Source organism: Lacibacter sp., assembly GCF_035299325.1.
Lineage (GTDB): Bacteria > Bacteroidota > Bacteroidia > Chitinophagales > Chitinophagaceae > Lacibacter.
Map to the genome: position 1 here is coordinate 320,823 of NZ_DATGWT010000004.1, position 26,478 is coordinate 347,300.

Annotated in this window: 17 protein-coding genes and 2 pseudogenes; 3 read left to right on the plus strand and 16 right to left on the minus strand. The window is 40.7% G+C overall.

Going from position 1 to position 26,478, the window contains the following annotated elements:
• Window positions 1-53: 53 nt before the first annotated feature.
• The 3 genes from cobA (at window position 54) to VK159_RS03100 (ending at window position 2,389) form a co-directional block, all read left to right on the plus strand.
• Window positions 54-836, plus strand: coding sequence for a uroporphyrinogen-III C-methyltransferase (gene cobA, locus VK159_RS03090; RefSeq protein ID WP_324228673.1), 783 nt, complete (start codon window positions 54-56; stop codon window positions 834-836).
• A 54-nt stretch (window positions 837-890) separates the two neighbouring features.
• Window positions 891-1,580 carry a Crp/Fnr family transcriptional regulator gene (locus tag VK159_RS03095; RefSeq protein WP_324228674.1) on the plus strand — a complete coding sequence of 230 codons (690 nt, stop codon included), beginning with the start codon at window positions 891-893 and terminating at the stop codon, window positions 1,578-1,580.
• A gap of 86 nt (window positions 1,581-1,666) precedes the next feature.
• Complete coding sequence (locus tag VK159_RS03100; protein ID WP_324228675.1) at window positions 1,667-2,389, plus strand: hypothetical protein; 723 nt, start codon at window positions 1,667-1,669, stop codon at window positions 2,387-2,389.
• An 82-nt stretch (window positions 2,390-2,471) separates the two neighbouring features.
• On the opposite strand, the gene bglX is transcribed toward VK159_RS03100, so the two are convergent.
• The 16 genes and pseudogenes from bglX to VK159_RS03175 form a co-directional block, all read right to left on the minus strand.
• Entirely contained in the window at window positions 2,472-4,760 is a 2,289-nt protein-coding gene (gene bglX, locus VK159_RS03105) for a beta-glucosidase BglX (protein ID WP_324228676.1), read from the minus strand.
• Between the two features lie 13 nt (window positions 4,761-4,773).
• On the minus strand, window positions 4,774-5,439 hold the full coding sequence (locus VK159_RS03110) for a GDSL-type esterase/lipase family protein (RefSeq protein WP_324228677.1): 666 nt from the start codon (window positions 5,437-5,439) through the stop codon (window positions 4,774-4,776).
• A 2-nt stretch (window positions 5,440-5,441) separates the two neighbouring features.
• Window positions 5,442-7,205 carry a family 43 glycosylhydrolase gene (locus tag VK159_RS03115; protein WP_324228678.1) on the minus strand — a complete coding sequence of 588 codons (1,764 nt, stop codon included), beginning with the start codon at window positions 7,203-7,205 and terminating at the stop codon, window positions 5,442-5,444.
• 1 nt (window position 7,206) lies between these two features.
• On the minus strand, window positions 7,207-7,620 hold the full coding sequence (locus VK159_RS03120) for a DoxX family protein (RefSeq protein ID WP_324228679.1): 414 nt from the start codon (window positions 7,618-7,620) through the stop codon (window positions 7,207-7,209).
• Between the two features lie 5 nt (window positions 7,621-7,625).
• The gene (locus tag VK159_RS03125) at window positions 7,626-8,453 is read right to left on the minus strand and encodes a phytanoyl-CoA dioxygenase family protein (protein ID WP_324228680.1); all 828 of its coding nucleotides are present in this window, start codon (window positions 8,451-8,453) and stop codon (window positions 7,626-7,628) included.
• A 31-nt stretch (window positions 8,454-8,484) separates the two neighbouring features.
• Window positions 8,485-9,093, minus strand: a pseudogene (locus tag VK159_RS23650) (Gfo/Idh/MocA family protein); the annotation flags it as partial.
• Window positions 9,094-9,207: 114 nt separating this feature from the next.
• Window positions 9,208-9,657, minus strand: a pseudogene (locus tag VK159_RS23655) (Gfo/Idh/MocA family protein); the annotation flags it as partial.
• An 80-nt stretch (window positions 9,658-9,737) separates the two neighbouring features.
• Window positions 9,738-11,165 carry a glucoamylase family protein gene (locus VK159_RS03135; RefSeq protein WP_324228682.1) on the minus strand — a complete coding sequence of 476 codons (1,428 nt, stop codon included), beginning with the start codon at window positions 11,163-11,165 and terminating at the stop codon, window positions 9,738-9,740.
• Between the two features lie 28 nt (window positions 11,166-11,193).
• A complete protein-coding gene (locus VK159_RS03140) occupies window positions 11,194-12,537 on the minus strand; it encodes a glucoamylase family protein (RefSeq protein WP_324228683.1) in 1,344 nt (447 codons plus the stop codon).
• A 3-nt stretch (window positions 12,538-12,540) separates the two neighbouring features.
• Complete coding sequence (locus VK159_RS03145) at window positions 12,541-14,211, minus strand: glucoamylase family protein (protein ID WP_324228684.1); 1,671 nt, start codon at window positions 14,209-14,211, stop codon at window positions 12,541-12,543.
• A 28-nt stretch (window positions 14,212-14,239) separates the two neighbouring features.
• Window positions 14,240-15,715 (minus strand): glycoside hydrolase family 30 protein, encoded by a 1,476-nt coding sequence (locus VK159_RS03150; protein ID WP_324228685.1) that lies wholly within the window; start codon window positions 15,713-15,715, stop codon window positions 14,240-14,242.
• 16 nt (window positions 15,716-15,731) lie between these two features.
• The gene (locus tag VK159_RS03155; RefSeq protein ID WP_324228686.1) at window positions 15,732-17,156 is read right to left on the minus strand and encodes a glycoside hydrolase family 30 protein; all 1,425 of its coding nucleotides are present in this window, start codon (window positions 17,154-17,156) and stop codon (window positions 15,732-15,734) included.
• A 13-nt stretch (window positions 17,157-17,169) separates the two neighbouring features.
• Window positions 17,170-20,475, minus strand: a complete 3,306-nt coding sequence (locus tag VK159_RS03160; RefSeq protein WP_324228687.1) for a VCBS repeat-containing protein — start codon at window positions 20,473-20,475, stop codon at window positions 17,170-17,172.
• A 106-nt stretch (window positions 20,476-20,581) separates the two neighbouring features.
• Window positions 20,582-21,472: a LamG domain-containing protein gene (locus tag VK159_RS03165; protein WP_324228688.1), complete on the minus strand. Its 891-nt coding sequence runs from the start codon at window positions 21,470-21,472 to the stop codon at window positions 20,582-20,584.
• Window positions 21,473-21,514: 42 nt separating this feature from the next.
• Window positions 21,515-23,029, minus strand: coding sequence for a RagB/SusD family nutrient uptake outer membrane protein (locus VK159_RS03170; protein WP_324228689.1), 1,515 nt, complete (start codon window positions 23,027-23,029; stop codon window positions 21,515-21,517).
• Window positions 23,030-23,072: 43 nt separating this feature from the next.
• A complete protein-coding gene (locus VK159_RS03175) occupies window positions 23,073-26,327 on the minus strand; it encodes a TonB-dependent receptor (protein WP_324228690.1) in 3,255 nt (1,084 codons plus the stop codon).
• Window positions 26,328-26,478 lie beyond the last annotated feature (151 nt).

Sequence of the window (26,478 nt, forward strand, 5' to 3'; positions counted from 1 at the left end):
AATTTTATTAAACGAAACATGATTTCAATAACATATATTTTATTTTAATTTGTATGAAACAGGCTAAACTGGTACTTATCGGGGCCGGACCAGGCGATCCGGAACTTATTACAATAAAAGCTATACGTATGCTGGAACAGGCAGATATCATCTTATATGATGCACTTGCCAACGATGAACTTTTGAATTATGCATCCGCTGCCTGCATCAAGCGTTTTGTGGGTAAACGTTATGGTTGCCATGCCCTTTCACAAGAAGAGATCAATACATTAATCGTGGAATATGGACAGAAACACAAGATAGTTGTGCGTTTAAAAGGCGGCGATCCGTTTGTTTTTGGCCGTGCACAGGAAGAAATTGAAACAGCAAGACTTGCCGGAATGGAAGTTGAGTTGGTGCCGGGCATCTCCAGTGCTATTGCTGTGCCTGCTTCTCAAATGATACCCCTAACCTGTCGTGGCATCAATGAAAGTTTTTGGGTAACAACCGGCACTACCCGTACCGGTGAAATATCGACTGATATACAATTAGCCGCAAAATCGAGTGCTACTGTTATTATATTAATGGCCATGAGTAAGCTTGAAGGTATTATGGATATTTTCAGAACACATGGCAAAAGCGATACGCCGGTTGCTATTATTCAGAATGGTACTACCAAAGATGAGAAGATGATAATCGGCACAGTGAAAGATATTTTCTTTAAAGCAACCTACGAAGGTATTGGCAACCCTGCTATCATTATTGTGGGCGAAGTAGTGAAACTGCATCCTTCACTTCTAAAATCTGCTATCAACGAACGAACAAGGGATGGTATCTTTCAGAAGAAATCTTTGTGATGAACCCAAACACCGTTTGCTGTTACTTTGCAGCAGCAAACACTAAAATCCGCAATGAAGCAAAACAAAAAGAACTGCGACCTGAAAAGCTGTACCATGTGCAAACAATGCCAGCACCATTGGTTGCCTGCACTTGATGCCAACCGCAAAAGCTTTCATTTCAAAAAAGGTGAGCAACTGTTTATTGAAGGCGAGGAAGTAACAGGCATGTATTTTATCAGCAAAGGTCTGGTAAAGGTTCACAAACGCTGGAGCGATGAAAAAGAACTGATCCTTCGTATTGCAACTGATGGAGATATTGTAGGTCATCGTGGTTTAGGAGCTGATACAGTTTATCCTGTTTCAGGAACAGCAATGGAGCCTACTGATGTTTGCTATATTGATCTATCTTTCTTTAACAGTACACTACGTACCAATCCCGATTTTCAATACAACTTATTAATGTTCTTTGCTGCTGAGTTGAAAGAGTCGGAGAAACGCATGCGTAACCTTGCACACATGAATGTAAAGGGACGTATTGCAAATGCATTGCTTTATTTACAAAACAAGTTTGGGAAAGATGCGAATGGATACATCAATCTTTCTATCAGTCGACAGGATTTAGCGTCTTACACAGGCACTACGTATGAATCGCTATTCAGGATCATGAATGAATTGAGTAGCGAAAAAGCCATTAATACTGACGGCAAGAAAACACAAATCCTCAATACTGCGTTGTTGCAGGAATATATGGAGCAAAGCTGATGCTTTTTCCATTTATGGATTTGGTGAGAGAATTGGTTAGCTAATCCGTCCAGATTTGTATTTTGCGTGCTAACCAACTAATTGCCATGAAACTTGAAAAAACAATTTTTCAAAAGAGTCATCTTTATTTTCTTGCTTTCTTCCTTTTTGTAGTAGCCGGTTTCTGGGTTACTTATTTTACCAAGTTACTTGAACAGAAGAATTACAGGATGCACCTGCATGGCATTGCTTTAACGCTTTGGTGCCTGATGCTCATCGTACAGCCATATCTCATCCGTACAAAACGTACAAAGCTGCACAGAACAGTTGGCAAAGCATCATACATACTGGTACCGCTCATGATCTTTACCACACTTGATTTATTAAAATATCAGTTACAACCAGTGCCGCAACTGGGCACGATGGATTACTTCTTTGTTGCACTGGCGGCAAACGCACTTGTTGCATTTGCACTTCTTTACGGTCTTGCGATTTATCATCGTAAGAAATCAACTATACATGCCCGTTACATGATCTGTACAGCGTTTACCATGTTTACTCCTGTAACAGACCGCCTGATCCATATTCATTTCCGCAGTATCCTGGATTATATGCCAACGATCGAAGGCAACCCGATTGCACCTTTCGCCGGGTTCCTGTTAGCTGACCTGATGTTGATCGGTCTTTGCATCTGGGATTGGCGATCGCATAAAAGATGGAATGTATTCCCGTTTGCTTTACTCATACTCCTGCTGTATCATATTTCTGTATTTACATTTTACCAATTTGAGTTTTGGCGCAATTTCTGCGAATGGTTTGTGCGGTTTTAAAGCAACATTTCTATGCAAAAAAAATCGTGACTGTTTTCTTTGTTATCAGAAAACAGTCACGATTCTCAACAATTGAACTACTTTATTTACTCCAATTTACTTTTACCATTTTCACATCTCTTGAATTTCCACCGATCATGATCTGAAACTCACCCGCTTCCCAATCATGTTTTAAATCGTAATTGTAAAATTTAAGATCATTGGGTGAAATGTTGAATGTAACTGTTTTGCTTTCGCCTGCTTTTAATTCTACTTTCTGGAAACCTTTCAGTTCTTTCACCGGACGAGTTACAGAACCAACTACATCACGAATATATAACTGCACCACTTCTTTACCGGTAACAGAGCCCGTGTTGGTAAGTGTTACACTTGCTGAGATGGTTTGATTACCCTTGGGTGATGCATTGCTGATCTTTACATCACTATAACTAAAGCTTGAGTAACTCAGTCCATAACCAAAAGGATACAACGGATCATTACTTACATCTAAATAATTGCTGCGGAATTTTTCAAACCACTTCCCTTCTGCCAACGGACGACCAGTATTCTTATGATTGTAAAACAAAGGCACCTGGCCTACATTCTGTGGAAACGTCATCGTTAATTTACCGGAAGGATTTACATCGCCAAACAATACATCAGCAACTGCATAACCGGTTTCACTGCCACCAAACCAAACATTGAGAATGGCTGGTACATTTTGTTGTTCCCATGTTAATGCTAACGGTCTTCCTGTAAATAAAACCAACACAACCGGCTTACCTGTTTTTAATAATGCTTTGAGTAAATCTTTTTGTGCCTGCGGAATTTCAATGTTACTTCTGCTCGATGATTCACCGCTCATCTCGGCACTTTCACCGAGCACTGCCAACACCACATCGCTTTGATTAGCGATAGAAACAGCCTCATTAATCATTTCTTCGGGTGAACGTATATCCCGGCCGATTCCTTTACCGAACATGGTTGCACGGTCTTCAAATGCTTCATCGTAATCGAGATTACTTCCTTTTGCATACAGGAACTTTACTTTGTTGCCTATTATTTCGTTCAAACCTGTTAATACAGCTGTTGCTTTATCAAATTCTGCAGCCACGCTCCAGGTACCGGGCATATTGCGCTTGTCGTTTGCCAACGGGCCAATCACAGCCACTGTTCCACTTTTCTTCAACGGCAACATGTTGTTTTGATTTTTTAACAACACAAAACTTTGCGCAGCTGTTTCTCTTGCCATCTTGCGATGAGCGGTGGTAAATATCTCTGTCTTTGCACGTTCTTCATTACAATAGCGATAAGGATCATCAAACAAGCCGAGTTTATATTTTGCTTCGAGAATTCTTCTGCAGGCTGCATCGATCATTTGCATGGTTACTTTACCGCTGTTCAATGATTGCTTAAGTGTAAGTAAGAATCCTTCGCCTACCATATCCATATCAATACCTGCACCTAATGCTCTTGCTGAAACAGTTTTGAGATCACCTATACCATGATCCATCATTTCATTGATGCCGGTATAATCGGTAACAAGAAATCCTTTGAAGCCCCATTGCTTACGCAACACATCTGTCAACAACCATTTATTTCCAGTTGCAGGCACGCCATCAATATCGTTGAAAGATGCCATTACACTTCCAACTCCTGCCTCAACTGCTGCCTGGTAAGGATAAAAATATTCGTTGTACATACGATAGCGGCTCATATCAGTTGTATTATAATCACGACCGGCCTCTGCCGCACCATACAATGCAAAATGTTTTACACAACTCATAATCGTATTGTTCGACGACAAATTTTTTCCTTGATAACCACGCACCATTGCTTTTGCTATCTGTCCGCCGAGATATGGATCTTCGCCATTGCCTTCTGATACACGGCCCCAACGGGGATCACGTGTAAGATCAACCATTGGGGAAAAGGTCCAGTTGATACCATCTGCACTTGCTTCAATGGCAGCAATGCGTGCACTTTGTTCAATGAGTTGCATATCCCAACTGCAACTTAAACCTAATGGAATAGGAAACACTGTTTGATAACCATGGATAACATCCATCCCAAAGAGCAACGGAATTTTCAACCGTGTTTCTTCTACTGCAACTTTTTGCACAGCCTTGATCTTTGCAACAGATTTTATATTGAACAGACCTCCCACTTTTCCTTCTTTGATCTTCTTACCAATGTCAGAATTTCCGGCTTGGCCTGTTACAATATCCCCAGAGCCGGGCAAGTTTAACTGGCCAATCTTTTCATCTACTGTCATCTTCTTCATCAATGCATCAATGAAGGTTTTCATCTTTGCTTCGTTCGTTTGCTGAGCCTGTAATTGAACAGAAAGCAAAACGAAAAATCCGATGAACAATCCCTTTAAGACTTTCATAAAAAAACATTTATTATTTGAGTAAAACATTCTGCAGTTTCTTTTTCCAGATAGCATACCCTTTTGCATTCATATGCAAATTGTCTTTCAAAAAAATATCCGGCATCGGTTCGCCTTTTTCGTTCAACATGGCACTGTACACATCAACAAACTTTGTGTTGGGTTTTGTTGCCAGAAAAGACTTAATCTTTTGGTTTGCTTCTTTATACTTATCAAGCAAGTGAACACGACTCGGGCTTGGTTTCATCGACACATAAGCAACAGGTACGTTCTTATACTTTGCACGGATGTAATTGAACAAGGTTGTAAAGCGTTGCATCACCAGCTCAACTGTTACCGTATCGCTCGATGCAAAATCGTTCTCGCCGCAATAGATCACAATCTGTTTGGGTTGATAAGGAAAGATGACATCATAACGGTAACGGATCACATCGGCCAGTGTGCTGCCTCCAAATGCACGGTTGAGTATTTTACGATCGGGAAAATAAGTCTGCACATCTTTCCACATCGTAAACGATGAGCTGCCGATGAATAATACCTGGTTTGCTGAGGGGAAAGCTGTACTATCGGCTGTCTTAAATTTTTGCACTTCGTTCCAGAAGGGAAACGGCTCTTTGCTTTGCGCATTGGTATCAAGCACAACAAAGAGGAACAACATACTAACGAAAACTTTCTTCATCATTATTCTACTTTCATTACGGGTGAACGTTCGCTTACGCCATTTTCATTCACGGCTTCAATGCTGTAATAATACGTCTTTAATGCATCCATTGCCTTCATCCAGTATTCATTGTTGGCGTGTACCATAATGCTGGTGTACAATTTATCCGGATGAGTGCCATAATAAATATTATAGGCAAAGGCGTTGTCAACCGGCTTCCACTTAATGAACGCACTGCGTTTATCTTTTTCCGTACGCAATACAATAAATCCTTTCACTGCTTCCGGCTTTGCGCCATTACCATTACCAAACACACGTAAACCGCTGACTGCAAATTTACCGGTAGGCATATGGATATTCTCCACTTTTATATAACGTGCCTGCACCGGCTTTTCCAGTTCTACATATTCGTGTGGAATATCTGTTTTGTTTGTACTCTTATCAACCAGCACGGTCCACTTCTTTCCATCAACCGAGTAATACATTTTGTACTGATGAAACTGATCGTTCCATTTTCCCAAACGGTTCTGCTCCACATCCTGGTCTGCATAGTTGATCTGCACTGCATGAACGGTTGATACAGTTCCCAACTCGGTTTGTATCCATTCACCTTTGTTGCCTGTTGCTGCACTCCAGTATGTTTTGATCAATTCATCAACAGCATGATTGGCAACGTAATTACCAAGCGTAGATGAAACCTGTACAGGTTTGTTATAGTTCAACAACATCCATCCGGTGAAGTAAGGCGACTTACCATCTTTTCCATAATCCGATCCATCGATTTTATCTGATGGAATATAATGCGGATAATCGCCGAAGGTTGTGTTGCAAAACATGTTACCTTCTTTATCAAAACCTGTTGGCCAGATGCCGAGCCTGCGTTCAAATGTATTTTTTACCGACACCACGGTTGTTGATACATGCCAGAATTGATTAAACTTATCCTGGAAGGTTGCACCATGCCCGGCACCACGTACAAAACCTCCGAGCTTAATGCTTAACGGATCGCTTTGTGCTTCAAAAAAATCCAAAGGTCCATTGCCTACTAATAAACCATCTGCATATCCACTAAACTCAGTACCGGGTGCTCCATACTGTAAATAATATTTCCCATTATACTTCGTCATATGGCTTCCTTCAATAAACGGATCAAGAAATGTATTGTCCATGTGCTCACCAAAACGCTGCCAGCCAAAACGCCAAGGCTCAAGTAAATACATTTCTTTTCTTGTACCGATGGGCTGCAATGTTTTTCTGTTGAGTTCAATACCGTACATGGGGAATTTATTACTGCTGCCGTTGTACATGTACAAACGTCCATCATCATCGGTGAAGAAAGAAGGATCCCAACCTCCGATATCAAATGAATCGACCAACGGCTTCCATTCATTTTCCTTCGGATTCGTACTCATCCAGATGCTGAAGTTGCGGGTATAGGTTGAACCGAAGACAATCATGGTATCGCCGATGATGCCAACTGCAGGTGCACATAATTCATCGTATGATTTATTCCACGGACGTAAAAATTTACGTGATACAAATTTCCAGTTGAGCATATCGCTGCTGTACCAATAGCCCCATTGATTGGTGCTGAAGAGATAATAATCACCTTTGTACGTTACAATCACAGGATCGGCCGTTGCACGGTGCCGGCCCCATTCGCTGAAGTTGGGAATAGGCGTGTAACCATAATCGATATTAATCGGATTGCAATAGGTTTTTTGCTGCGCATGACTACTGCAAACTGTTACAAACAGCAATATAAACATTACACAGTTCTTCATTTTAACTTCGTTTAAATAAGTAATGATCTAAGCTGATTGTTCCCGGGCCTGTAAATAAAAACAGGAATGCAATGAGTACAAACATAAACGGATGCTGATCGTTGTACCAAACAACACCATTGCCTAATCCAAATGCAATGTAACCAAGATTGCCGATTGTAAGTACTGCAGCAACACGTGTAAACAAACCCAACACAAACAATACACCCGCTATTAACTCGGCAGACTTACCTGCATATACCAACATCTTTCCATTAGCAGCTTGTTTAAAACTATCCCAGGTAAGATATTCATTCATCTTCGCTGCATCAACTACTTCCCAACCGTGATAGATAAGAAACAAGCCAACAATCATGCGTACCAACGTTAAACCCACATTGGGTGCAAAGGGTTCTGCTGAAAAGAATTTCTTCATAGCAATTATTTTAAGGCTTCGTCTTTTTCTTTGGTCAGAAAATCAGCCGTGTCTTCCATGGCAGTACTATCCCAATGGAGTAATGCTGCATCGGGCACCACCTGTACCGGCATGGTAGATGATTGTGAAGGTTCGTTATACGGCACATTCGCATTTCTGTTATAAACAGAAATGAGCGACCACCTGGCCTTCTCAGATAAATTTGCTTCTGAACGATGTAACAGGTTCGGGTGAAAAAACAATGCATCACCTGCTTTTAATTCTACATACAGCAATTCCATTGTCTGCAGAGCAAGATCAACATAACGTTGTGCTGCACCAACCTGCTCGCCTGCAAAACCATGTTCTACTCTGCCCATTTTATGCGAGCCTTTAATCACCTGCAAACAGCCATTGGCTTTATTGGCATCGGTAATAGCAATCATAATCGACAACATCTGATCGGGAAATAAAAATTCGTTCTTGTACCAGTAACCATAATCCTGGTGCCACTCCCATGCACCGCCAACACGTGGTTCTTTCTGCATCAGCTTACTGTGAAAATGGCAAACTGCAGAATCACCTTCCATCAGTTGATTGGCAGTGTGCAGCATCCGTTCACTCCGTGTAAGCAAACCATACGAATCGTTGCCGGGTTTGTACCAGAGTGTAAGCTTCGTTTTCTTTCCGCTCTGATCATTCAGATCAAACGCATGTTTACGTATGACGGCATCATCAAATGCAATCTGCTGAAGTTTCTCTACTTCCTGAGCCAACAGAAATTCCGGCACAACCAGGAATCCATCCGTTTGATATGCTGCAATTTGTTCGGGGGTTAAAGAAAAGGCTGCCATCGTTTTATATTTACGAATTACGAATCGATCATCATTTCACTATTGGCCACGGAAACGCACTCTTCAGTTTTACTTTCATTCCTGTTGCCGATGATTTGCGTGCCGCTTCAATAATTTCCAGTACATGCAACGCATGCTCCACATTAATCAACGGCTCGGTTCCGTTAACAATACTTTCGCCGGTTACTCTTGCACCTTCCTGCCATTCGTAACCACCTTTATCGGTACTCATCAACACAGCAGGTTTATCCCACGATGTATCGAGCATCACACCATTGGTTTCCCAATCGTAACCGATCAACCGCATATTACCGTAATCGCCATAGATCTGTATCGAATGTAAGGTTTGATTACCGGCTTCATGTCCGTGTGGATCGAAATAATTAAACCCGCACATCACATGACTGATCACTCCTTTATCATGTTCCAGCAATACATGCGCATTATCTTCTGCTTCTACTTTAATTGTTCCTTTATCATCAACCGTACGTTGCCGCTTTACAATGCTCGTCATAGCCATTACACTTTTTGCAGGGCCTAACAAACCGGTGAGTGTTGCCATATTGTACACACCCAGATCGGGCATACTTCCACCACCTTTTTCATAAAAGAAGGCACTCCAGGTGGGGCCTGTATGTCCATACTGCCCATGCGCACTGGCAATGCGTCCCAGTTTCCCTTCCTGAATTGTTTTACTCATAAATGCAAACTGCGGACTGTTAACGACAGCAGGTGCTCCCCAGATGCGCAGCTTTTTACTTTTCGCTAAATCGAGCAATGCTTTTCCTTCGGCGTATGTATTCGCCATTGGTTTTTCACTCCACACATGCTTACCGGCGAGCAATGCTTTCTTATTCAGTTCACCATGCACCTGCATATCGGTGAGTGTAACCAGCATATCAAACGGAACACCTTTCAGCTGTTCATCAATGGTACGATAGGTTGCAGCATTTACTTTGTATTCCTTGTTCTGCGCCACTGCACGTTCGTACTTTATATCGCAGAGACTTACTATTTCAATTAATTTTGATGATAAGAGTTGAGGAATGTATCGATTGCTTACACTGCCGCAACCAATCACCGCTACACGTAATTTCTTTTCGGGTAATGCAGCCGCCCAACCTTCTAACGAAGACACCAGCAATGCTGCTGCAGCCATTGCAGTGGTTTTTAAAAATTGTTCACGTGATAATTGATCGTTCATGGCAAACACTTTTATAAATAAGCTGCGGTGAGTCACTCGCTTTCTTCAAGGGTGGCTCAACGGCATCGTTTCTAATTATTTCATTTCATATACGGCGATGTAAATCCCAGCTTCTTCAATCCGTTCTGTACATCCGGTATCTTCATAAATAATTTCCACAACAAACCTGTGCGGTAATTTTCAAGCATCACTACAATTGGTCCCTGGTCAATTGCCAGGTGACTTTTTGCATACCAGTTGTGATGAATACTGAAGCCATCCACAAAACCATAGTTACTCCAGATCTTATTGCCCAGTTCATAATAGAAATACCGCAAGGCTTCCATACTTTCTTTGGGTGTATAAGGCATTGATGAAATGGCAGCTGTCGGCTGTATAACGCCACGATCATTCTCCGGACTATGCGCCACATAACCTTTGTAACTGTCGCCCGCTGTTAAGCCCCAGCATTTATCAGAATAACCTTTAAACTTATTGGGGTTCTCAATACAGTATGCACGATTGATAAGTGTGTGATGTTTGCCCTGCAAAAAATAATCGTTGCCCAACGAATCTTTTAATCCATTCGGATCAATTCCCTGGAAGGTATATTGTTCAAAGAACAACGGACCACCTTTGTCTTTATCGTAATTACCTAACGGTAAAACGTAGCCGTAATATTCTTTACCGTTTTTAAATCCTGTGCTGCCCGCCCATGTTCCATCGTACACCGATTTCTTAATGCCTTTATAAGGTGATGACGCAGCCATGATGTAGGTGATCAGACATTCATTATAACCCCACACCGGGAAGTTCATATCAAAGCCATTGTTCGGGCTCCAGTGCCAGTACAATTTATTTTCGCCGTTAGTATGCCAGTTCCAGTTGGCAGCACCCCACATCTGGTTAATGCGCTTACGCAGGTAAATTTCTCTTGGTGTGTCCTTGGTAAAATATTCTCTTGCGCAGAGAAAACCCATCAGCAAATAAGAAGTTTCAACAATATCGGCACCATCATCCAGTCGATCGAACTTGATTGTTTTGCCTGTGCGGCCATTCATGAAATGCGGATAAATGCCATGATAACAATCGGCATTAATAAGAAAATCCGCAATCTGTATCAAACGTCGCACAGCTGTATCTCTGCCGATCCATCCACGCTCCACTGCAACAATGGTACTCATAATACCAAAGCCCGTACCACCGATTGCACCTGCATCTTTTCCGAATTCCGTTTTACTGAAATTGGGTTCATCCCATGCTTCGTTGATGTAATCCCAGTAATGCTCGGCTTTCACACTGTTGCTCCTTTCCAAGGCCAATCCGCTGTACGGATGTGCACCATGCCAGAAAAAACGAAAGGTTTGTTTCTGTACAGTTTCTAATAACTGTTCATCGGTTATACCTTTCATGATGCCAACTGGTGCAATACTATCGGGACCATCGGCATATTTTCCTTTATCTAATGAGCGTGTTTGTGCAAACGAAATTGAGTGAACGAAGAATAATATGGCAATGAATCGCATCATCATCGTTAATTTATTTTAAGCGTTCGTTTTATTTTATTGCCGGACTTGCAAAGCCTAACCGCTTCAACCCATTCTGCACTTCAGGACAACTCATGAATAATTTCCATAGCAAGCCGCTGCGGTAATTCTCCATCATTACAATTATGGGCCCTTGGTCGATTGCAAGATGACTTTTTGCTACCCAGTTCTTTGTTTCATTGAATGCATCTACAAAACCATACTCGCTCCATATATTATCGCCGAGTTTAAAATAAAAATGTTTTAATGCCTGCATTGAATATTCAGGTGTGTATGGGAATGCACTTAATGCAGCCGTCGGCGAAATAGTACCGAGGTCTTCAGTTGGGGAATGTGCCGCATATCCATTGTAAGTATCACTTGCTGTTAAGCCCCAGTTTTCTGCACTATACCCTTTAAACTTATTGGGATTGCGAACACAATGTTCACGATTGATGAGTGTGTGATTTTTATTTTGCTCCCAATAATCTGCATAACGATCTTTCAGTCCCCTCGGGTCTAATCCCAGAAATGAATACTGTGAAAAGAAAAGCGGTCCTCCATAGTCAAAACCAAGCGGCAGTTTAATGCCATAAAACTGTTTTCCGTTTTTAAAGAAATTACTTTCGGCCCAGCCACGGTGATACACTGCCGGGCTTACTTTGTATTTTTCATTGGGGCATGATGCTGCCAATACATACATGATCAGGCATTCATTAAAGCCACGTACAGGAAAATCCATCGCCCATCCATTATTCGGACTCCAATGCCAGTACAATACATTCTGTCCGCCATTGGTAAACCAATTCCATTCAATATCATTCCACATCCAGTTGATGCGGTTACGTAGTTCTCTCTCAGTTCTTTCATCTCCATCAAAATACTGACGTGCACATAATAATCCTTGCATTAGATACGAGGTTTCTACAAGATCTGCTCCATCGTCTTTTCTGCTGAATGGGATTGTTTTGCCTGTTGCACCATTTAACCAATGAGGAAATACACCATGATAAGAATCTGCTTTGCTGAGGAACTTCACCATGCGTAATAAAAATTTCGCTGCAGTATCTCTGCTGATCCATTTACGCTCCGCTGCAACAAGTACACTCATAATGCCAAACCCTGTTCCTCCGGTAGTCACTACTTCAGCGCCATATTCGTAAGCTACATTACTTCGCTCTCTTGACAAACCACTTACAGGATGTGCAAAATCCCAGAAATAACGAAAGGTTTGTTTCTGTATAAGATCAAGCAAAGCCGAATCTGATAAATTCTTTTGCCGGCTCAGCGGATCGAATTTTACATTTTGTTTCTGTGCTGAAACTGTGTGTATAATAAATAATGTGGTAAAAACTATGAATATACTTTTCTTCATACTTTATAAATAAGGTGCAGTAAATCCAAGTGATAACATGCCGGCTTTTACTTCAGGACAACTTGTAAACAGATTCCACAACAAACCAGTGCGGTGATTTTCGATCATCACAATAATTGGTCCCTGATCTATTGCAAGGAATGAAGATGCAAACCAGGTTTGCTTTAATGAGAATGCATCTATAAATCCATATTCCTTAAATAACTTATCTCCTAACGTGTAGTAAAAAAATTTCAGTGCCTTCATACTTTCTGTTGGCGTATATGGTATTGATGATATGGCCGCCGTAGGTGCAATTACACTTACGTCATTCGTTGGTGAACTTGCTGTATAACCATTTGGAATATCACTCGCTGTTAAACCCCATACAGAGTCGCTGTATCCATAATTTCCATTTGGGTTCGTAACACAATATTGATAGTTGATGCGTGAATGATTTCTTGTTTGTGTTTCGTAATTCGCATATGCATCACTCAACCCATTTGGATTGATGCCAAGAAATGAATAGTGAGAAAGGAATAATGGCCCACCGTATGCACTACCTAATGGCAATGTGATATTTAAATATTGATTGCCGTTTACAAAACCAGCAGCACCATTTCTCGCCCATCCATTATCATATACTGTTTTAGGGATGCCAAAAGTTGTTGACGAAGCTGCCAACACATAAGTAATTAAACATTCGTTCCATCCCCGAATTTGCAGGTTCATATCCCAAGCGAAATTCGGGCTCCAGTGCCAATATAATTGCTGTTCATTATTTTTTCTGAACCAGCTCCATTCAACAGCATTGTACAATGCAGTAATGTCGTTACGCAAATTCGTTTCCGCCACATCTCCTCCATTAAAATATTGACGTGCAGTTAACAACCCCATCATCAGTAATGATGTTTCAACAAGATCAGCTCCATCATCTTTTGCACTAAAAGCAATTACATTTCCCGTATTACCATTTAACCAATGCGGAAATGCTCCATGAAATTTCTGTGCAGTATTTTTTAAGAAGCCAACAATGGTTTGCATGCGTAGTAAACCCTGCGCCCTTGTAATGAAATTACGGTTGATACCTGTAATAATGGCCATAGCTCCAAAACCGGAACCACCTGATGTAACTAAGTCGCCTGATGTATTACGCTCTCTTGCCAAACCGCTTGTGGGATGACCAAAATCCCAGAAGTATTTGAAGGTTTGCTGTTGCACTTTGGTTAACAGCTCAGCGTCTGTAATTGCTGGAAACTTTCTTGATGAATCAATTTGTGTAACAAAGCTGTTATCAACAGAACCAACAAAATTTCCACCCGATGCAGATTTCAATCCGTCAAGTATTTTAAACTGGTATTTCGAAATGCTTGTTAATAATGAAGTTGGTTGCAGCAGAATAACCGAATCATTGTTTTGCAATGTTGCTGTAACTGCGGTTTCAACACCCCCTGCTGTGTAAAGTTTTACTGCAGCAGCAATCGTACTTTGTTTTATTGGTTGAGAAAATTGTAAACGGATTAATGGCTGCAGATTAATTCCATACAGCATGTCATTGAAGTCAACACTATTCAGCTTAATTGATTTCAATGTTACCTGCTTTGGCGGCTCCGGCACAGGCGGAGATGATTTCTTTTTGCAGGCCGAAACAACCAGCAACGAAATACATATACCATATAAAAATCCTTTTTTCATTATGTTGTTTACTGCAAAAACCATTCACTTATTGAATAACGTACGTGTTAATAGAATGCGGCAGTGCTTTTGTTGTTGCAGCCTTACCATTGATCCATAACATAAAATCGGTTGGATTACTGCCTTGATTCATCACCACAACAGCAATACTTCCGTCAGGATTTTGAAATGCAGTTGTTAACAACTGACTTCTGCTAGCTGCTGCACTGATGCGTTTCGCACCGGGTTTTATAAACTTTGAAAAATGACCGATGTAGTAATATGCATTGGTATAGATCAACTCACCAGTACGTGTATCTGCATGCATTGGTGCAAAACAGAAATTCTTTACATGATTGGGGCCACCAGTTTCATCGAGCAGGATATTCCAATCAGTAAAGCCAGTCATGCCATTATTAAAATCATTGATCATGCTGCGGCCATAACGTTCGCCCCATTTCCATTGGTAAACATTTTCTGTTTTATACGGACCATTACATCCTTCAGTAAACAGGATGGGTACATCAGGAAACGATTCATATACACGACGCACATTGTCGAACATCTGATCGCCCCCACTCCAGTCTTCATACCAATGCAATCCAATACCCCAAGCATATTTTTTTACTTCGGGATCGTTAAAATATGTTGTTGCACGCTGATAGATAAGATCACGGTTATGATCCCACATAATGATCTTCTTATCCTTCAATCCTTCTTTCTCCATCGTTGGACCAAGATGCTTTACCAAGAAATCTTTTTCTTCTTCAGCAGTATAAATACAACTCTCCCAAATTTGTTTTGCCATTGGTTCGTTCTGAATACTGATGCCCCATACTGGAATACCATCGGCTTCATATGCTTTAATAAACTTGGTATAATACATGGCCCAGCTGTCAGCGAACTCGGCTTTCAGTTTCCCCCCATGCAGCATATCATTGTTATCCTTCATCCATGATGGCGGACTCCAAGGGCTTGCAAACAAAGTCAAACTTCCACCTGCGGCCTTCATGGCTGCTTTGATCAATGGAATTTTAAATTTCTTATCATGTTCAATATTGAACGATTTTAATTCTTTATCGCCATCCTGCACATAGGTGTACATATCACTGCTGAAATCGCAACTGTTGATGTTGGTACGGGCAATGGTATAGCCAATGCCTTTTTCTTTATCAAAATGTGCCGTAAGAAATTCCTGTTGCTTTTCTTTCGGCAGTTTAGCAAAAACCTCTGCAGATGCATCGGTTAATGCTGCACCAACTCCCATATATGATTGAAAAGTTTTAGAAGGATCAACAAATACCATGATCTCATTTTCGAATGGCTGACCTTTTTCAACAAAGGTTAGAGTATCGTTGAGTGATAATCGAAGATCAGTACTGTCTGCAGTTGAATACACAAGTACTTTCTTTCCTTCCACTGAGAAACCCGTACCAACCGTTGATACAGCTTCCTTTTCTTTTTGAGTGGATGATGTGCATGCTGCAAACAAACAACTTGCAGCAATTAAGAATAATTTATTCATAGTCGTAGTTTTAAATTCACCATACATAAGTTGCTACCGCACCAGCCGGCAAGCTGGTGTTAGCATTACTTCCTTTAAATTTAATATTGAACCGAAGAGTAGTCGAGCCATCGTTCAAAGCAATCAACACTTTCTTTCCATCATTACGCAAAAAACCAACAGTATAAAGATTACCCGATATAGAACTGGCAATACGTTTCGATCCGGATGGAACAAACTTTGATGCATGGCCAATTATATAATAAGATACATTACGGGTAATGCTTCCATCTAACGTAAGTGCGCCTTTACATTGATCGCAACCGCCAGGTGTATGTGGATTATAACTTCCATCATTTGCAAGGTTCCAGTTCAATGCAACTTTACTCCAGTTGCGAACTGAACCAATAATTACATTGCGGATATGCCATTTTAAATCACCATCAAAACTTCCGTTGGCACCCGTCCACTGTTCCGTGAAGTATAAATTTTTAGTGGGGTGTGCATCATGTACAGTTGATAATGCTGTTATATCACCCGCATACAAATGAAAAGCCGAACCATCAACAAACTGTTTTGCAGCAGCATCGTTCAACACGGCAATCGGATAATCGGGACGATCGCAATTATGATCGTACAATACAATTTTTGTTGTGATTCCTGCTGTTTGAAATGCAGGGCCCAAATGATTTTTAATAAAATCCGTCTGCTCTGCTGCATTCATCAACATGCTGGGGTTGTTACCACCGTGCAGCGGTTCGTTCTGTATCGTTAACGCATCGATCGTTATCCCTTTCGCTTTCATGGCCTGGATATACTTTACAAAGTATTGTGCATATACACCGTAATACTGTGTTTTCAATCGTCCGCCAATACTGCTGTTATTATCCTTCATCCACACAGGCGGGCTCCACGGAGTTGCCATTATTTTGATGTTGGGATTGATGGCTATGATCTGCTGCAATAAAGGAATCACATCAACAGTATCCTGTGCAAGCGAAAATTTAGTAAGTGCTACATCTGTTTCACCATTTGGCAAGTCATTATAGCTATACACTTTTGTGCTAAGGTCGGTTGCACCCATACCAATGCGTAAATAGTTTACAGAAATTGCATTGTCTGCAACACCAAACAATTCCTGCAACAGGTTGCTTTTTGCTGATGTACTTAGTTTATTGATGAGGTATGCACTCCCTTCTGTCAAGGTATAACCAAAACCATCAATGGTTTGGTAAGTTTGTGCACTGTCGACATCAATGGTTAACACAGCCGTTCCGCCATTATTAAATGCAAAGGCGGTTTGTTTTTGTAACAAAACTGATTGATCACCTCTGGTCATCCACCAGTTTACTTCTGCACCCGTTGTATTGGGCGTGTCGCCCCCTCCTTTTTTCTTGCAATTAAAATTGAGAGAGAGGATCGCAAATAAAATTAAACCACCTTTTAGTATGCGCTTTTTCATTGTTCAATAGTTATTATTTCATTGTTTGCAATTGCCCGATGCTTTTAAAAAAAAGTAAGGGCTGATTATTTCTTGCTACCACTAATAGTTTATTTTCAGCGGTTGTATTTATCCATTTCATATCTCTTACTTCGCCATTGATAGCGGGCATTGTTCCATACAATGTTGTTATTGTTTCATTAAATGAGAATAATGAAGGATACAAAGCATCGTAACGGCCTTCGTGTGGGATAACGCCGTAAAAGTTACCTCCTGCAACATAGCCAGCTTTGTCACCTACAGATGCAAAACTCATAACCGGGGCAAGCTGCAGATCATCCGTAAGATCGTAACGTTTAAATCCTCCCTTTCCATCATTCATGAAAACAGAGCTGCTGAGTGTTTCTGCTTTCAATTCTTTGTAATCTTTAAAGAGATCGTAAAAAATATACTGCACCGTTTTGCCTGCCACTTCACTGTAAGTGAGATATGCCTTTTTCAATAAAGGTAATGCACGCTCCAGTTCATCTTTTGCAAGGAATGGATACTCCTCACCATTGATCGTATAAGCAAGTATTTGTTCTGTTTTGCCATTGTTATCGAAGTCTTTTACATATAATTTCAACGGGCCATTCTTACGTTCCCATAATTTTGAATTATGTCCCCAGTTACCAGCGAGTACATCTGCATACCCATCTGTATTTACGTCTGTTACCATTATCGTTTGCCATAAACCTGTTGATGCAGGTACATCGGCTGCTATAAATTTCCCTTTGTTGTTGATGAATACTTTCAAAGGCATCCACTCACCTGTAACCAAAAGATCATCCCAGCCATCGTTGTTTATGTCTGCAAAATCAGCTGCAGTAACAATGCCAAGGTTTGTGAGATCGGCCATTTGCATAGAAGCCAGCGTGAATTTTCCTTTGCCATCATTCAAGTACAAATAAGAAGGCTTCAGTAATCCATAACCTGTTGGGCTGGCAAGATTACCAACAAAGAAATCCTTATCGCCATCATGATCTACATCAGCAACAGCTACGCAGGATTTGTTTTCGTATTGAATAGTAAACGCATCATTTTTTCTGGCGAAATTTCCTTTGCCATCATTGAGGTACAAACGATCGGCCAAATCACCCGCTTGATCTGGGAGCTGGTTACCTCCACTTACTACCAACAGATCGATCGTTTTATTTCCATCTGCATCAAAAAAAACAGCATCCACATCTTCGCACCCGGCATCTTTCGCAAACAATGTAAGATTGGTCGATTGAAAATTTCCATTCGCCTGTTGCACCAATAGTGTGCCGGGTTGATCTTTTGCACCACAAGCATAAACATCATCAAGTCCATCGCCGTTTACATCTGCAACAGCAAGTTTAGGTCCTCTTGTACTTTGTGCATGAGGGATGAGATACTGTACATTAAAATCAAAAAAATCATTCTCATTGTGTTTCCAATTGCAGTTGATCTCATTGGTAACATCAGTGAAGTAAGGCGCAGGTACACCAAAGTAATGATTGTAAACAAATTCTCCTGCAGCATTCTTTTTTTCAATATTCAGTTGTTGATTAATGACAGGCTCTTTTACGGTTTGATAAGACTGATCGGGCCAAATTATCAGTAAGGAGTCAACTGTTGTTAAAGAATCTAATCCGAAATGTAAACGTGTATCTACTGCCGACTGAAAACCTCTTGTTAACATCAATTGCTGATACTGCATTCCATTTTTTGTAAAGAGGTATGCTTTTGCACCAATGCCAAAACGATTTAAACTATCAGCATTCAGTTTAACAGTAAGAAAATTTTTATTCGTTGTTTCATTTTTTAAAACTGTTGCAGATGCATTGATATTGTTTGTCACAATATCCAAATCACCGTCATTGTCAAGATCTGCATAAACTGCCCCATTGAAATAGCCTTTCATTTCTGCAGTGCCCCACTCTTTACTTACATCCGCAAATGCATGTCCATTTTTATTTTTGAAAAAGAATGGATGACTGCTGCCATCTGGCATTTTACTTATTGTTTCTGCATCATAGGCATCTGTTTCATCTAATCCTTTATTCATCTGCATGCTTGACACAAAACGGATGTAATCCAGATCAACAGGACGCTTTACAATACCGCTGCTAATGAAGATATCTTTCTTGCCATCATTATCAAAATCTGCAAAAAGAGGTGCCCAACTCCAGTCGGTTGCAGATATGCCTGCCATTAAGCCCACTTCACTAAAGTTGATACCACTGCCATTGTTTTTTTGCAAACAATTGCGGGAGTACTGATGCTGGTACCCATTCATCTCCAATTTCATTTTGTAGATGTCCGGATTCTCATCACTGCCATAGGATTTCAACGTTTTTTCATCAGGCGGCAACATGTCAACCGTAATTACATCGGGTTGCCCGTCATTATTATAATCAGCAATATCATTTCCCATACTAAAGCGGCTGTAATGTGCAAAATGATTAGCGCCGCTTTCTGTGAATGTTCCGTTTTTATTATTGATGTAATAATAATCGTTTTCGTGAAAATCGTTTCCTACATATACATCTTCCCATCCATCGTTATTGAGATCTGCCACACTTAGTCCCAGCCCATACGAAAGATTGCATTGATAGATACCGGCTTCGGTTGAAACATCAGTAAACTTTTTTTCGCCTTTGTTCTTTTCGTTTCTGAATAAACGGCTGCCACTGATGGCATCGGGTTTGTTGCGGTTAGCCGTGTCAACAATATTTGCATGAGGTTGCTTGGAATGGTTAATGAGAAAGCAATCAAGATCTCCATCCCTATCATAATCGAAAAATGCAGCTTGTGTTGAAAGCCCGGAGAAATCAAGTGCATACTCTTTCGATTGTTCAGAAAATGTTCCGTTGCCTTTATTAATGAATAATTCGTTATGTCCTTTTAAATCGTTGAACTGTGCAACAGCCGATACATAAATATCTAAATAACCATCGTTATTTACATCGGCCATGGTTACACCACTGCACCAATCGCTGTTGCCGGCTACACCGGCTTTAGCAGTTATATCTTCAAATTGAAAATTGCCTTTGTTGAGATAAAGTTTGTTGTTGCCTTTTGAGTTGGCTGTAAAATACAGATCGGTCAGGCCATCGTTATTAATATCGCCTGCTGCCACACCTCCTCCGTTATAGAAATAGAGATAATAAAGAATATTCAGGTGTGCTTTATTTGCAAGATTATTTACAAAACTGATACCGGTTGCAGATGCATCCATTTGTTTAAACAACGGCTCATTATCATCTTTACAGGAAGACAATATCAAACTGAATAACAGAAATGAATAGAATTGTACTTTTCTTGATAAATACATAGACAAAAGAAGGACTACAGGAATGAAAATAAATTTTCCCTTGTTTGAAAAGGGGCTGCATTAACATGCAGCCCCGTCTATTGATTATGACCTAAACGACTGCTGTCTATTTCTTGCTGTTGAATAAATTTGTTACTTCTGCAGCACTAAGAGCTGTTCCGTAAAAACGTAACTGATCCATTTTACCTTTGAATGAACTTTGGAGCCATCCACCTTCACCATCTCCTTCATCATCGTTACGTGGTCCACGACCTACACGATACTCTCCAATTTTTGTATTAGCTAAACGTATTGCTCCATGACCTCCCCAGGATTTAATATTTGCATTAGCTACTCCATCAATATACAATTTCATTGTACTGTTGGATGCATCATACACTATAACCAAGTGATGCCATTGGTCATTTAATAAACCGGGGATAGTTTGTGAATTTTCCCAAGTAAACCAGTTATCGCTTGGAGAACTGTTAGGGTTGGATGCAACTGAAGGACTCACACACATAGTTTTAACTGCACAGGCAGTATTATTGCCCTCAAGAAACAAAAACATTACGGCATTGCTCCAATGGTAACTACCCTCGGCTGCTCTCAAAGAAAAAATGTACTCAGGCCCGTTGCCACCCAGATTATTTGTTGTTTGTCCGTTTTTCTTAAACCATACAGATACACTGAAACTACTGCTGGTTGACCATTCATTAAATGACGGATACTTGATGAATTTCTTAGCAGCACCTTGTATTCCTTTGCCCGATACACCATCAGTTGAGGCCAAAGGATTGTCTGATGGGAAATTAGCCCTGATACTGTCTACACCATTCATCAATGGATTGGTGGTAGTTCCATCAAACGCTGCATAAAATTTTAATGCACCTCCCGGAGGATTTACATCTTTCAGATAGTCACCTAAAGCAGGTTTGTTCATTTTCTGGCAGGCAGATAACACAATCATTGCAATTGCAAGACCTGTAAATACAATTTGAAATTTATTTTTCGGCATACAAATAGATTTTTAATGAATAATAATTTAATTATTCAACGATTAATAGTCAGGATTTTGAACCAATACGCCGTTTGCAGCATCAATCGCAGCCTGTGGTATAGGATAGTACTTATGCTTATCCTGATATCCGGAAGCCCCAAGAAATGTTGTAGCAAGGTTCCAGCGAACAAGATCAAAGAAACGTTCGCCATCCAATGCCATTTCCAAACGACGTTCGTTTTGTATGATAGTTCTCATCGCCGCCTGTGTGGTAAAGGCTATATCTCCCAAACCTGCCCTTTTTCTTATTTGATTAATGTAGGTAACTGCCAAATTTTGATTAGCTGCCCCACCCACTTCATTAGCAGCTTCGGCAGCCATTAATAACACATCGGCATATCGAAGTACCTTTTGATTTGCCCAACCTGCCTGACGCTGACCTTTTGAAGATTGTGTTGCAGGATTTGGGTATACTTTCTTGTTCCAGAATTCACGAGGTATTACTGCGGGATATGCAGGCAATGTGCGGCCATAGACACCGTCGGGCTGACCAGAAAACAAGATCGTACCATCTTTACGTTTATCACCGGCAGCATATGCATTTACAAGATTAGCTGTGGGCGTATTCCATCCCCATCCAAGATCCCATTCAGCTGAGCCACGCACACCCTGGCAAATACCAAACCATGAAAAAGGCTCGCCGCTTCCTGCATATTGCGGGCCCTGATCAGCCTGAATTTCAAAAATGGATTCAATGTTATTCTCACCCTCATCACCAAATGTTTTAAAATAATCTAATGCCAATCCATAATTGCCTGAAGAAATGATGTCCTGGCAAAGCGACAAAGCTTCTGCCCAACGGCTCCGATACAGCATTGTTTTAGCACGCAATGCTTTGGCGGCGTAATTGGTTAAGCGTCCGGGGAAACGGTTGTTACCACTTGCATTTTTCCAGTCGGGTGGTAAGCTGGCAACTGCTGCCTGCAAATCAGCATCAATAAGTGCATATATTTCTGCAACACTTGCTTTTGGTTTTCTTGCATCAGCAGGATTGTAAATACGGAAATCGATTTTCGGTACTTGTCCGTATGTTCTCACTAAATCGAAGTAAGCCATTGCCCGGAAGAATTTGGCTTCACCAATATTTACCTGATCTGCAGGAGAATTCAACTTCAACGAATCGGCAACCTGTAAAGCCGTATTGGCCAGGGCAATTAACGTATAATGCTGATCCCAGTAGATAGTAGCACTCCAATGATCTTTTACATATTGAAACTTATCATGAATTAATTCCCAATCGGCACCATCCGCATTGCTGCTTCCTTTTTCCGAGTCATCTGAACGGAAATTATGAAGCGCCATCCACGGTATGCCTCCAAACGCCTGCCCGGCTACATCGCCATTACGGATTGCTCCATACATGCCATATATCTGGCCTTCTAAACCACCCTGGTTTAAATCATCCAGTGTAGCTTGCAATGGTTTGCGATCCAGAAAGTTTGAACACCCTGAGAACATCAATAGCGCAGATGTACTAAACAGCAGCATCCATATAAATTGTTTGATTGTACGCATCGGTTCTTTTTTTATAATTAAAGTTTATCGTTATAAGTACTTATCAGAAATTAACATTAATACCAGCGGTGAAAATAACAGGGATTGGTCCATCACCGTTATCAATACCAAACTGTGTTGGTGAACCTCCAAACTCAGGTGTATAACCAGAATTACGCTTAAATGTTTTCAGATTCTGTGCATTTGCAAAAACACGGAAGCTCTTAACATTAATTTTGCGCAACTTATCGGCATTGAAGTTGTAACCAATTTGTGCATTTCTGATTCGAAAGAAACTGCCATCTTCAATACCATAGGTAGATGGAAGACGGTTGATCGGACGGCTTGAAACAGCTGGTTCAAAATTAGAAGTACCTTCTCCTGTCCAGCGATCTAATCTGAAACTTGGATAATTAAACCGTGTAAATGGTAATTCTGAACTGCCCCAATAGCGATATATTTCATTTCCATATACGCCCTGGAAATCTATACCTGCATCAAAGCCTTTGTATTTAAAGTTTACTGACAACCCATACATAAAATCAGGTGTTGGGTTTCCAATCATGGTACGATCAGAAGCATCAATTTTACCATCACTGTTTACATCTTTATATTTCAAATCGCCGGGCTGATAATCGTAACCAACAACTGTGGGTGAACCTAATTTATCAGCATAACTCTGGTAAATGCCTTCAACTACATAGCCATAGAAATAACCGATAGGATAACCTTTTTCTGTTACTGCAGGTCTTTCCTCACCAGATGTTAATTTACCACCTGATGGCAGATCAATTACATTATTATCAAAAGTTGTAAGGTTACCGCTGATAACGAGGCTTGCATCTTTTGATATTTGCTGAGTCCAGCTCGACGTAAGTTCAAAGCCCCTGTTTCTTACTTTTCCTATATTACCTAAACGGCTGCCTGTTAAACTTGAAAACTCAAAAGCAAGCAAATCGTTTGTTGTACGTACATAGTACGAAGCTTCTACATATAAACGGTTGTTGAGTGCATGTAATTCAAACCCTGCTTCACTAGCGTTGATGCGTTCCCAGTTAAGATCACGATCAGGCTCATAGCTACGTGTATAAGAAGGCACAAGAAGACTACCAAATACCGCAGAATTAGAAGCAACAATATTAGGATAAGCAGGATAAGCCAGGCCCAAGGTATTTTGTACACCTAACGTACCATGCGATGCTTTTACTTTCAGGAAGTCAATAAACTCTACGCCTTGCATAAAGTTCTCTTTTGACATTTCCCATGCAACACCAACTGAATAGAAATTATTCCATTCATTATTGGGGAATGCAGAAGAACCATCACGACGGAAAGATGCATTTAATAAATACTTTCCACCATAGTTATACAACACACGACCAAGGAAGGCCTGATTAGCACGATCCCACTGACCCGATGTTGCACGCATTGTTGCAGGATCACCAAAGCCATTACTGATATACCAGAAACGAGGATCATCAGGAATAGGATCACCGGTTGGAGATTGCCGAACTGTACCAAACAAACCTCTGTATTTTTCTTCTAATGTAGTATAACCTACAGTAGCAGTTACACCGTGCTCCCCAAGATTTTTCTTGAAGGTTAAGACATGATCCTGTTGAAACTTACTCCAGCGCTCATTGTTCTGGTTAACAGAAGTTAAAGAGTTAGCGGGAACAAAAGTTTGGTCGATAACAGGATTGTAACGGCTGATCAAGGGATTGTATGTTCTTGATTCGAGGTTCGACATATCAGCATAGAAAGTAGAACGAAAGGTAAAACTGCGCAGAAAATTGATTTCTGTATAAGCACTACCAACGTTACGATACTCAACACGTATCTCTTTATCCCATTTTTCTTCAAGGTTCATCGCCGGGTTCGAAATTTGTCCGCCCTGCACAGCAAGATCGTAGAAAGTTCCTTCATCATTTTTCACCGGAGTTATCGGCAATATTCTTCTTGCATCAAACAGCAAACCATTTGCCTGGCTAAACGGAAGGCGCTGGCGCATGCTGTTTAATGTAAAACCAACTTTGATGTTCTTGGAAATTTTCAATTCATCGTTAATGCTGATGAACATTTTAGTTAAGCGTTCATGTTTCACCACACCTTCATCAATGGCATAACCAATGCCCATGTAAAACTTATTTTTCTCTGTACTTGCTGTAACACTCAGGTTGTTGGTGTTGAAGAAAGCGGTACGTGTCATTGCTTCAATCCAATCAGTATTACCTGTCCAGGGAGTGTAGTCAAAAAACTGATTGGCAGGCACACCATTATTGGTTTGCTCTTCATTATACAAGGTTTTAAAACCATTTGCATCAACCATATCAATCCTGTCAACCAAACGCTTAATACCGGCAGTTGAACTGAAATTGATATTAAGTTGTCCTGCTTTTGCTTTTTTAGTTGTAATTACGATTGCCCCTGTTGCACCACGAATACCAAAGATGGCAAGTGATGACGGATCTTTCAATATTTCAATTGATTCAATATCGTTCGGGTTTAAGAAGTCGATATTATCATTAAAGATACCATCAACAACATACAACGGACGAACCTGCCCGAAGCTTGAAGTACCACGTAAACGAATATCAGGTTGTGCGCCGGGAGTACCACTATTTACAATGTATAAACCAGCTACACGACCTTGTAAAGAAGAAATAGGATTGATGTTCGGCTTATCGGCTATGTCTTTACCGGATACTTTAACAATTGAACCCGTTAAATCACGCTTACTGGCTGCACCATAACCAATCACAACAACTTCATCCATTTTACGAGTTGCCTGTTGCATTTTTACATTTACAACTTGTTGGTTATTTACACTCACTTCGGCATCTTCATAACCAATAGCTGAAATTACCAACAGAGCATTTTCAGGAGCTGTAATTACAAAATTTCCGTTCATATCGGTGATCGTTCCTCTGTTGGTTCCTTTTATAGAAACTGAAGCGGCAGCAATACCCTCTCCTGCTTCATTCGTCACTTTTCCCGTAACACGGATATCCTTTTCTGCCGGGTTTGATGAGCGTATAGCAACGAGGTTGTTTTCCAGTTGAACATACGTGAGGCTTGTACCTGCAAAGAGGCGCTCCATCACTTCCTTTATGTTGAGATTTTCGAACTCAACAGATACTTTCTGCTTTAAATCTTTGAGTTTGGAATTGTAAAGAAACCTGAAATCTCCCTGTTTTTGGATGCTGTTGAGCACCTGCGAAATTTCTGTGTTTTGAATTTTGAGTGTTATTGTTTGTGCAGTGAGGCCTGCCGAGGCATGAAACGTACACAACACAACGAGCATAATCGTTAGTTTCATAATCAATAGCGGCTTTTTTAAGGCATAGAGTGCCTTAGCAATCGAAGTCCTTTTTTTCATACTTTTAAGCTTTGGTAGTATAAATAGAGGAAACCGTTTCTTTTTACATAGCAAGCGGTTTCCAGATGAAAGAAAATTGTACTACTGTTAC

Bases quoted from the DNA above. Each gene is read 5' to 3' on its own strand.
- cobA (WP_324228673.1), top strand. From the start codon at position 54: ATGAAACAGGCTAAACTGGTACTTATCGGGGCCGGACCAGGCGATCCG.
- VK159_RS03095 (WP_324228674.1), top strand. From the start codon at position 891: ATGAAGCAAAACAAAAAGAACTGCGACCTGAAAAGCTGTACCATGTGC.
- VK159_RS03100 (WP_324228675.1), top strand. From the start codon at position 1,667: ATGAAACTTGAAAAAACAATTTTTCAAAAGAGTCATCTTTATTTTCTT.
- bglX (WP_324228676.1), bottom strand. From the start codon at position 4,760: ATGAAAGTCTTAAAGGGATTGTTCATCGGATTTTTCGTTTTGCTTTCT.
- VK159_RS03110 (WP_324228677.1), bottom strand. From the start codon at position 5,439: ATGAAGAAAGTTTTCGTTAGTATGTTGTTCCTCTTTGTTGTGCTTGAT.
- VK159_RS03115 (WP_324228678.1), bottom strand. From the start codon at position 7,205: ATGAAGAACTGTGTAATGTTTATATTGCTGTTTGTAACAGTTTGCAGT.
- VK159_RS03120 (WP_324228679.1), bottom strand. From the start codon at position 7,620: ATGAAGAAATTCTTTTCAGCAGAACCCTTTGCACCCAATGTGGGTTTA.
- VK159_RS03125 (WP_324228680.1), bottom strand. From the start codon at position 8,453: ATGGCAGCCTTTTCTTTAACCCCCGAACAAATTGCAGCATATCAAACG.
- VK159_RS03135 (WP_324228682.1), bottom strand. From the start codon at position 11,165: ATGATGCGATTCATTGCCATATTATTCTTCGTTCACTCAATTTCGTTT.
- VK159_RS03140 (WP_324228683.1), bottom strand. From the start codon at position 12,537: ATGAAGAAAAGTATATTCATAGTTTTTACCACATTATTTATTATACAC.
- VK159_RS03145 (WP_324228684.1), bottom strand. From the start codon at position 14,211: ATGAAAAAAGGATTTTTATATGGTATATGTATTTCGTTGCTGGTTGTT.
- VK159_RS03150 (WP_324228685.1), bottom strand. From the start codon at position 15,715: ATGAATAAATTATTCTTAATTGCTGCAAGTTGTTTGTTTGCAGCATGC.
- VK159_RS03155 (WP_324228686.1), bottom strand. From the start codon at position 17,156: ATGAAAAAGCGCATACTAAAAGGTGGTTTAATTTTATTTGCGATCCTC.
- VK159_RS03160 (WP_324228687.1), bottom strand. From the start codon at position 20,475: ATGTATTTATCAAGAAAAGTACAATTCTATTCATTTCTGTTATTCAGT.
- VK159_RS03165 (WP_324228688.1), bottom strand. From the start codon at position 21,472: ATGCCGAAAAATAAATTTCAAATTGTATTTACAGGTCTTGCAATTGCA.
- VK159_RS03170 (WP_324228689.1), bottom strand. From the start codon at position 23,029: ATGCGTACAATCAAACAATTTATATGGATGCTGCTGTTTAGTACATCT.
- VK159_RS03175 (WP_324228690.1), bottom strand. From the start codon at position 26,327: ATGAAACTAACGATTATGCTCGTTGTGTTGTGTACGTTTCATGCCTCG.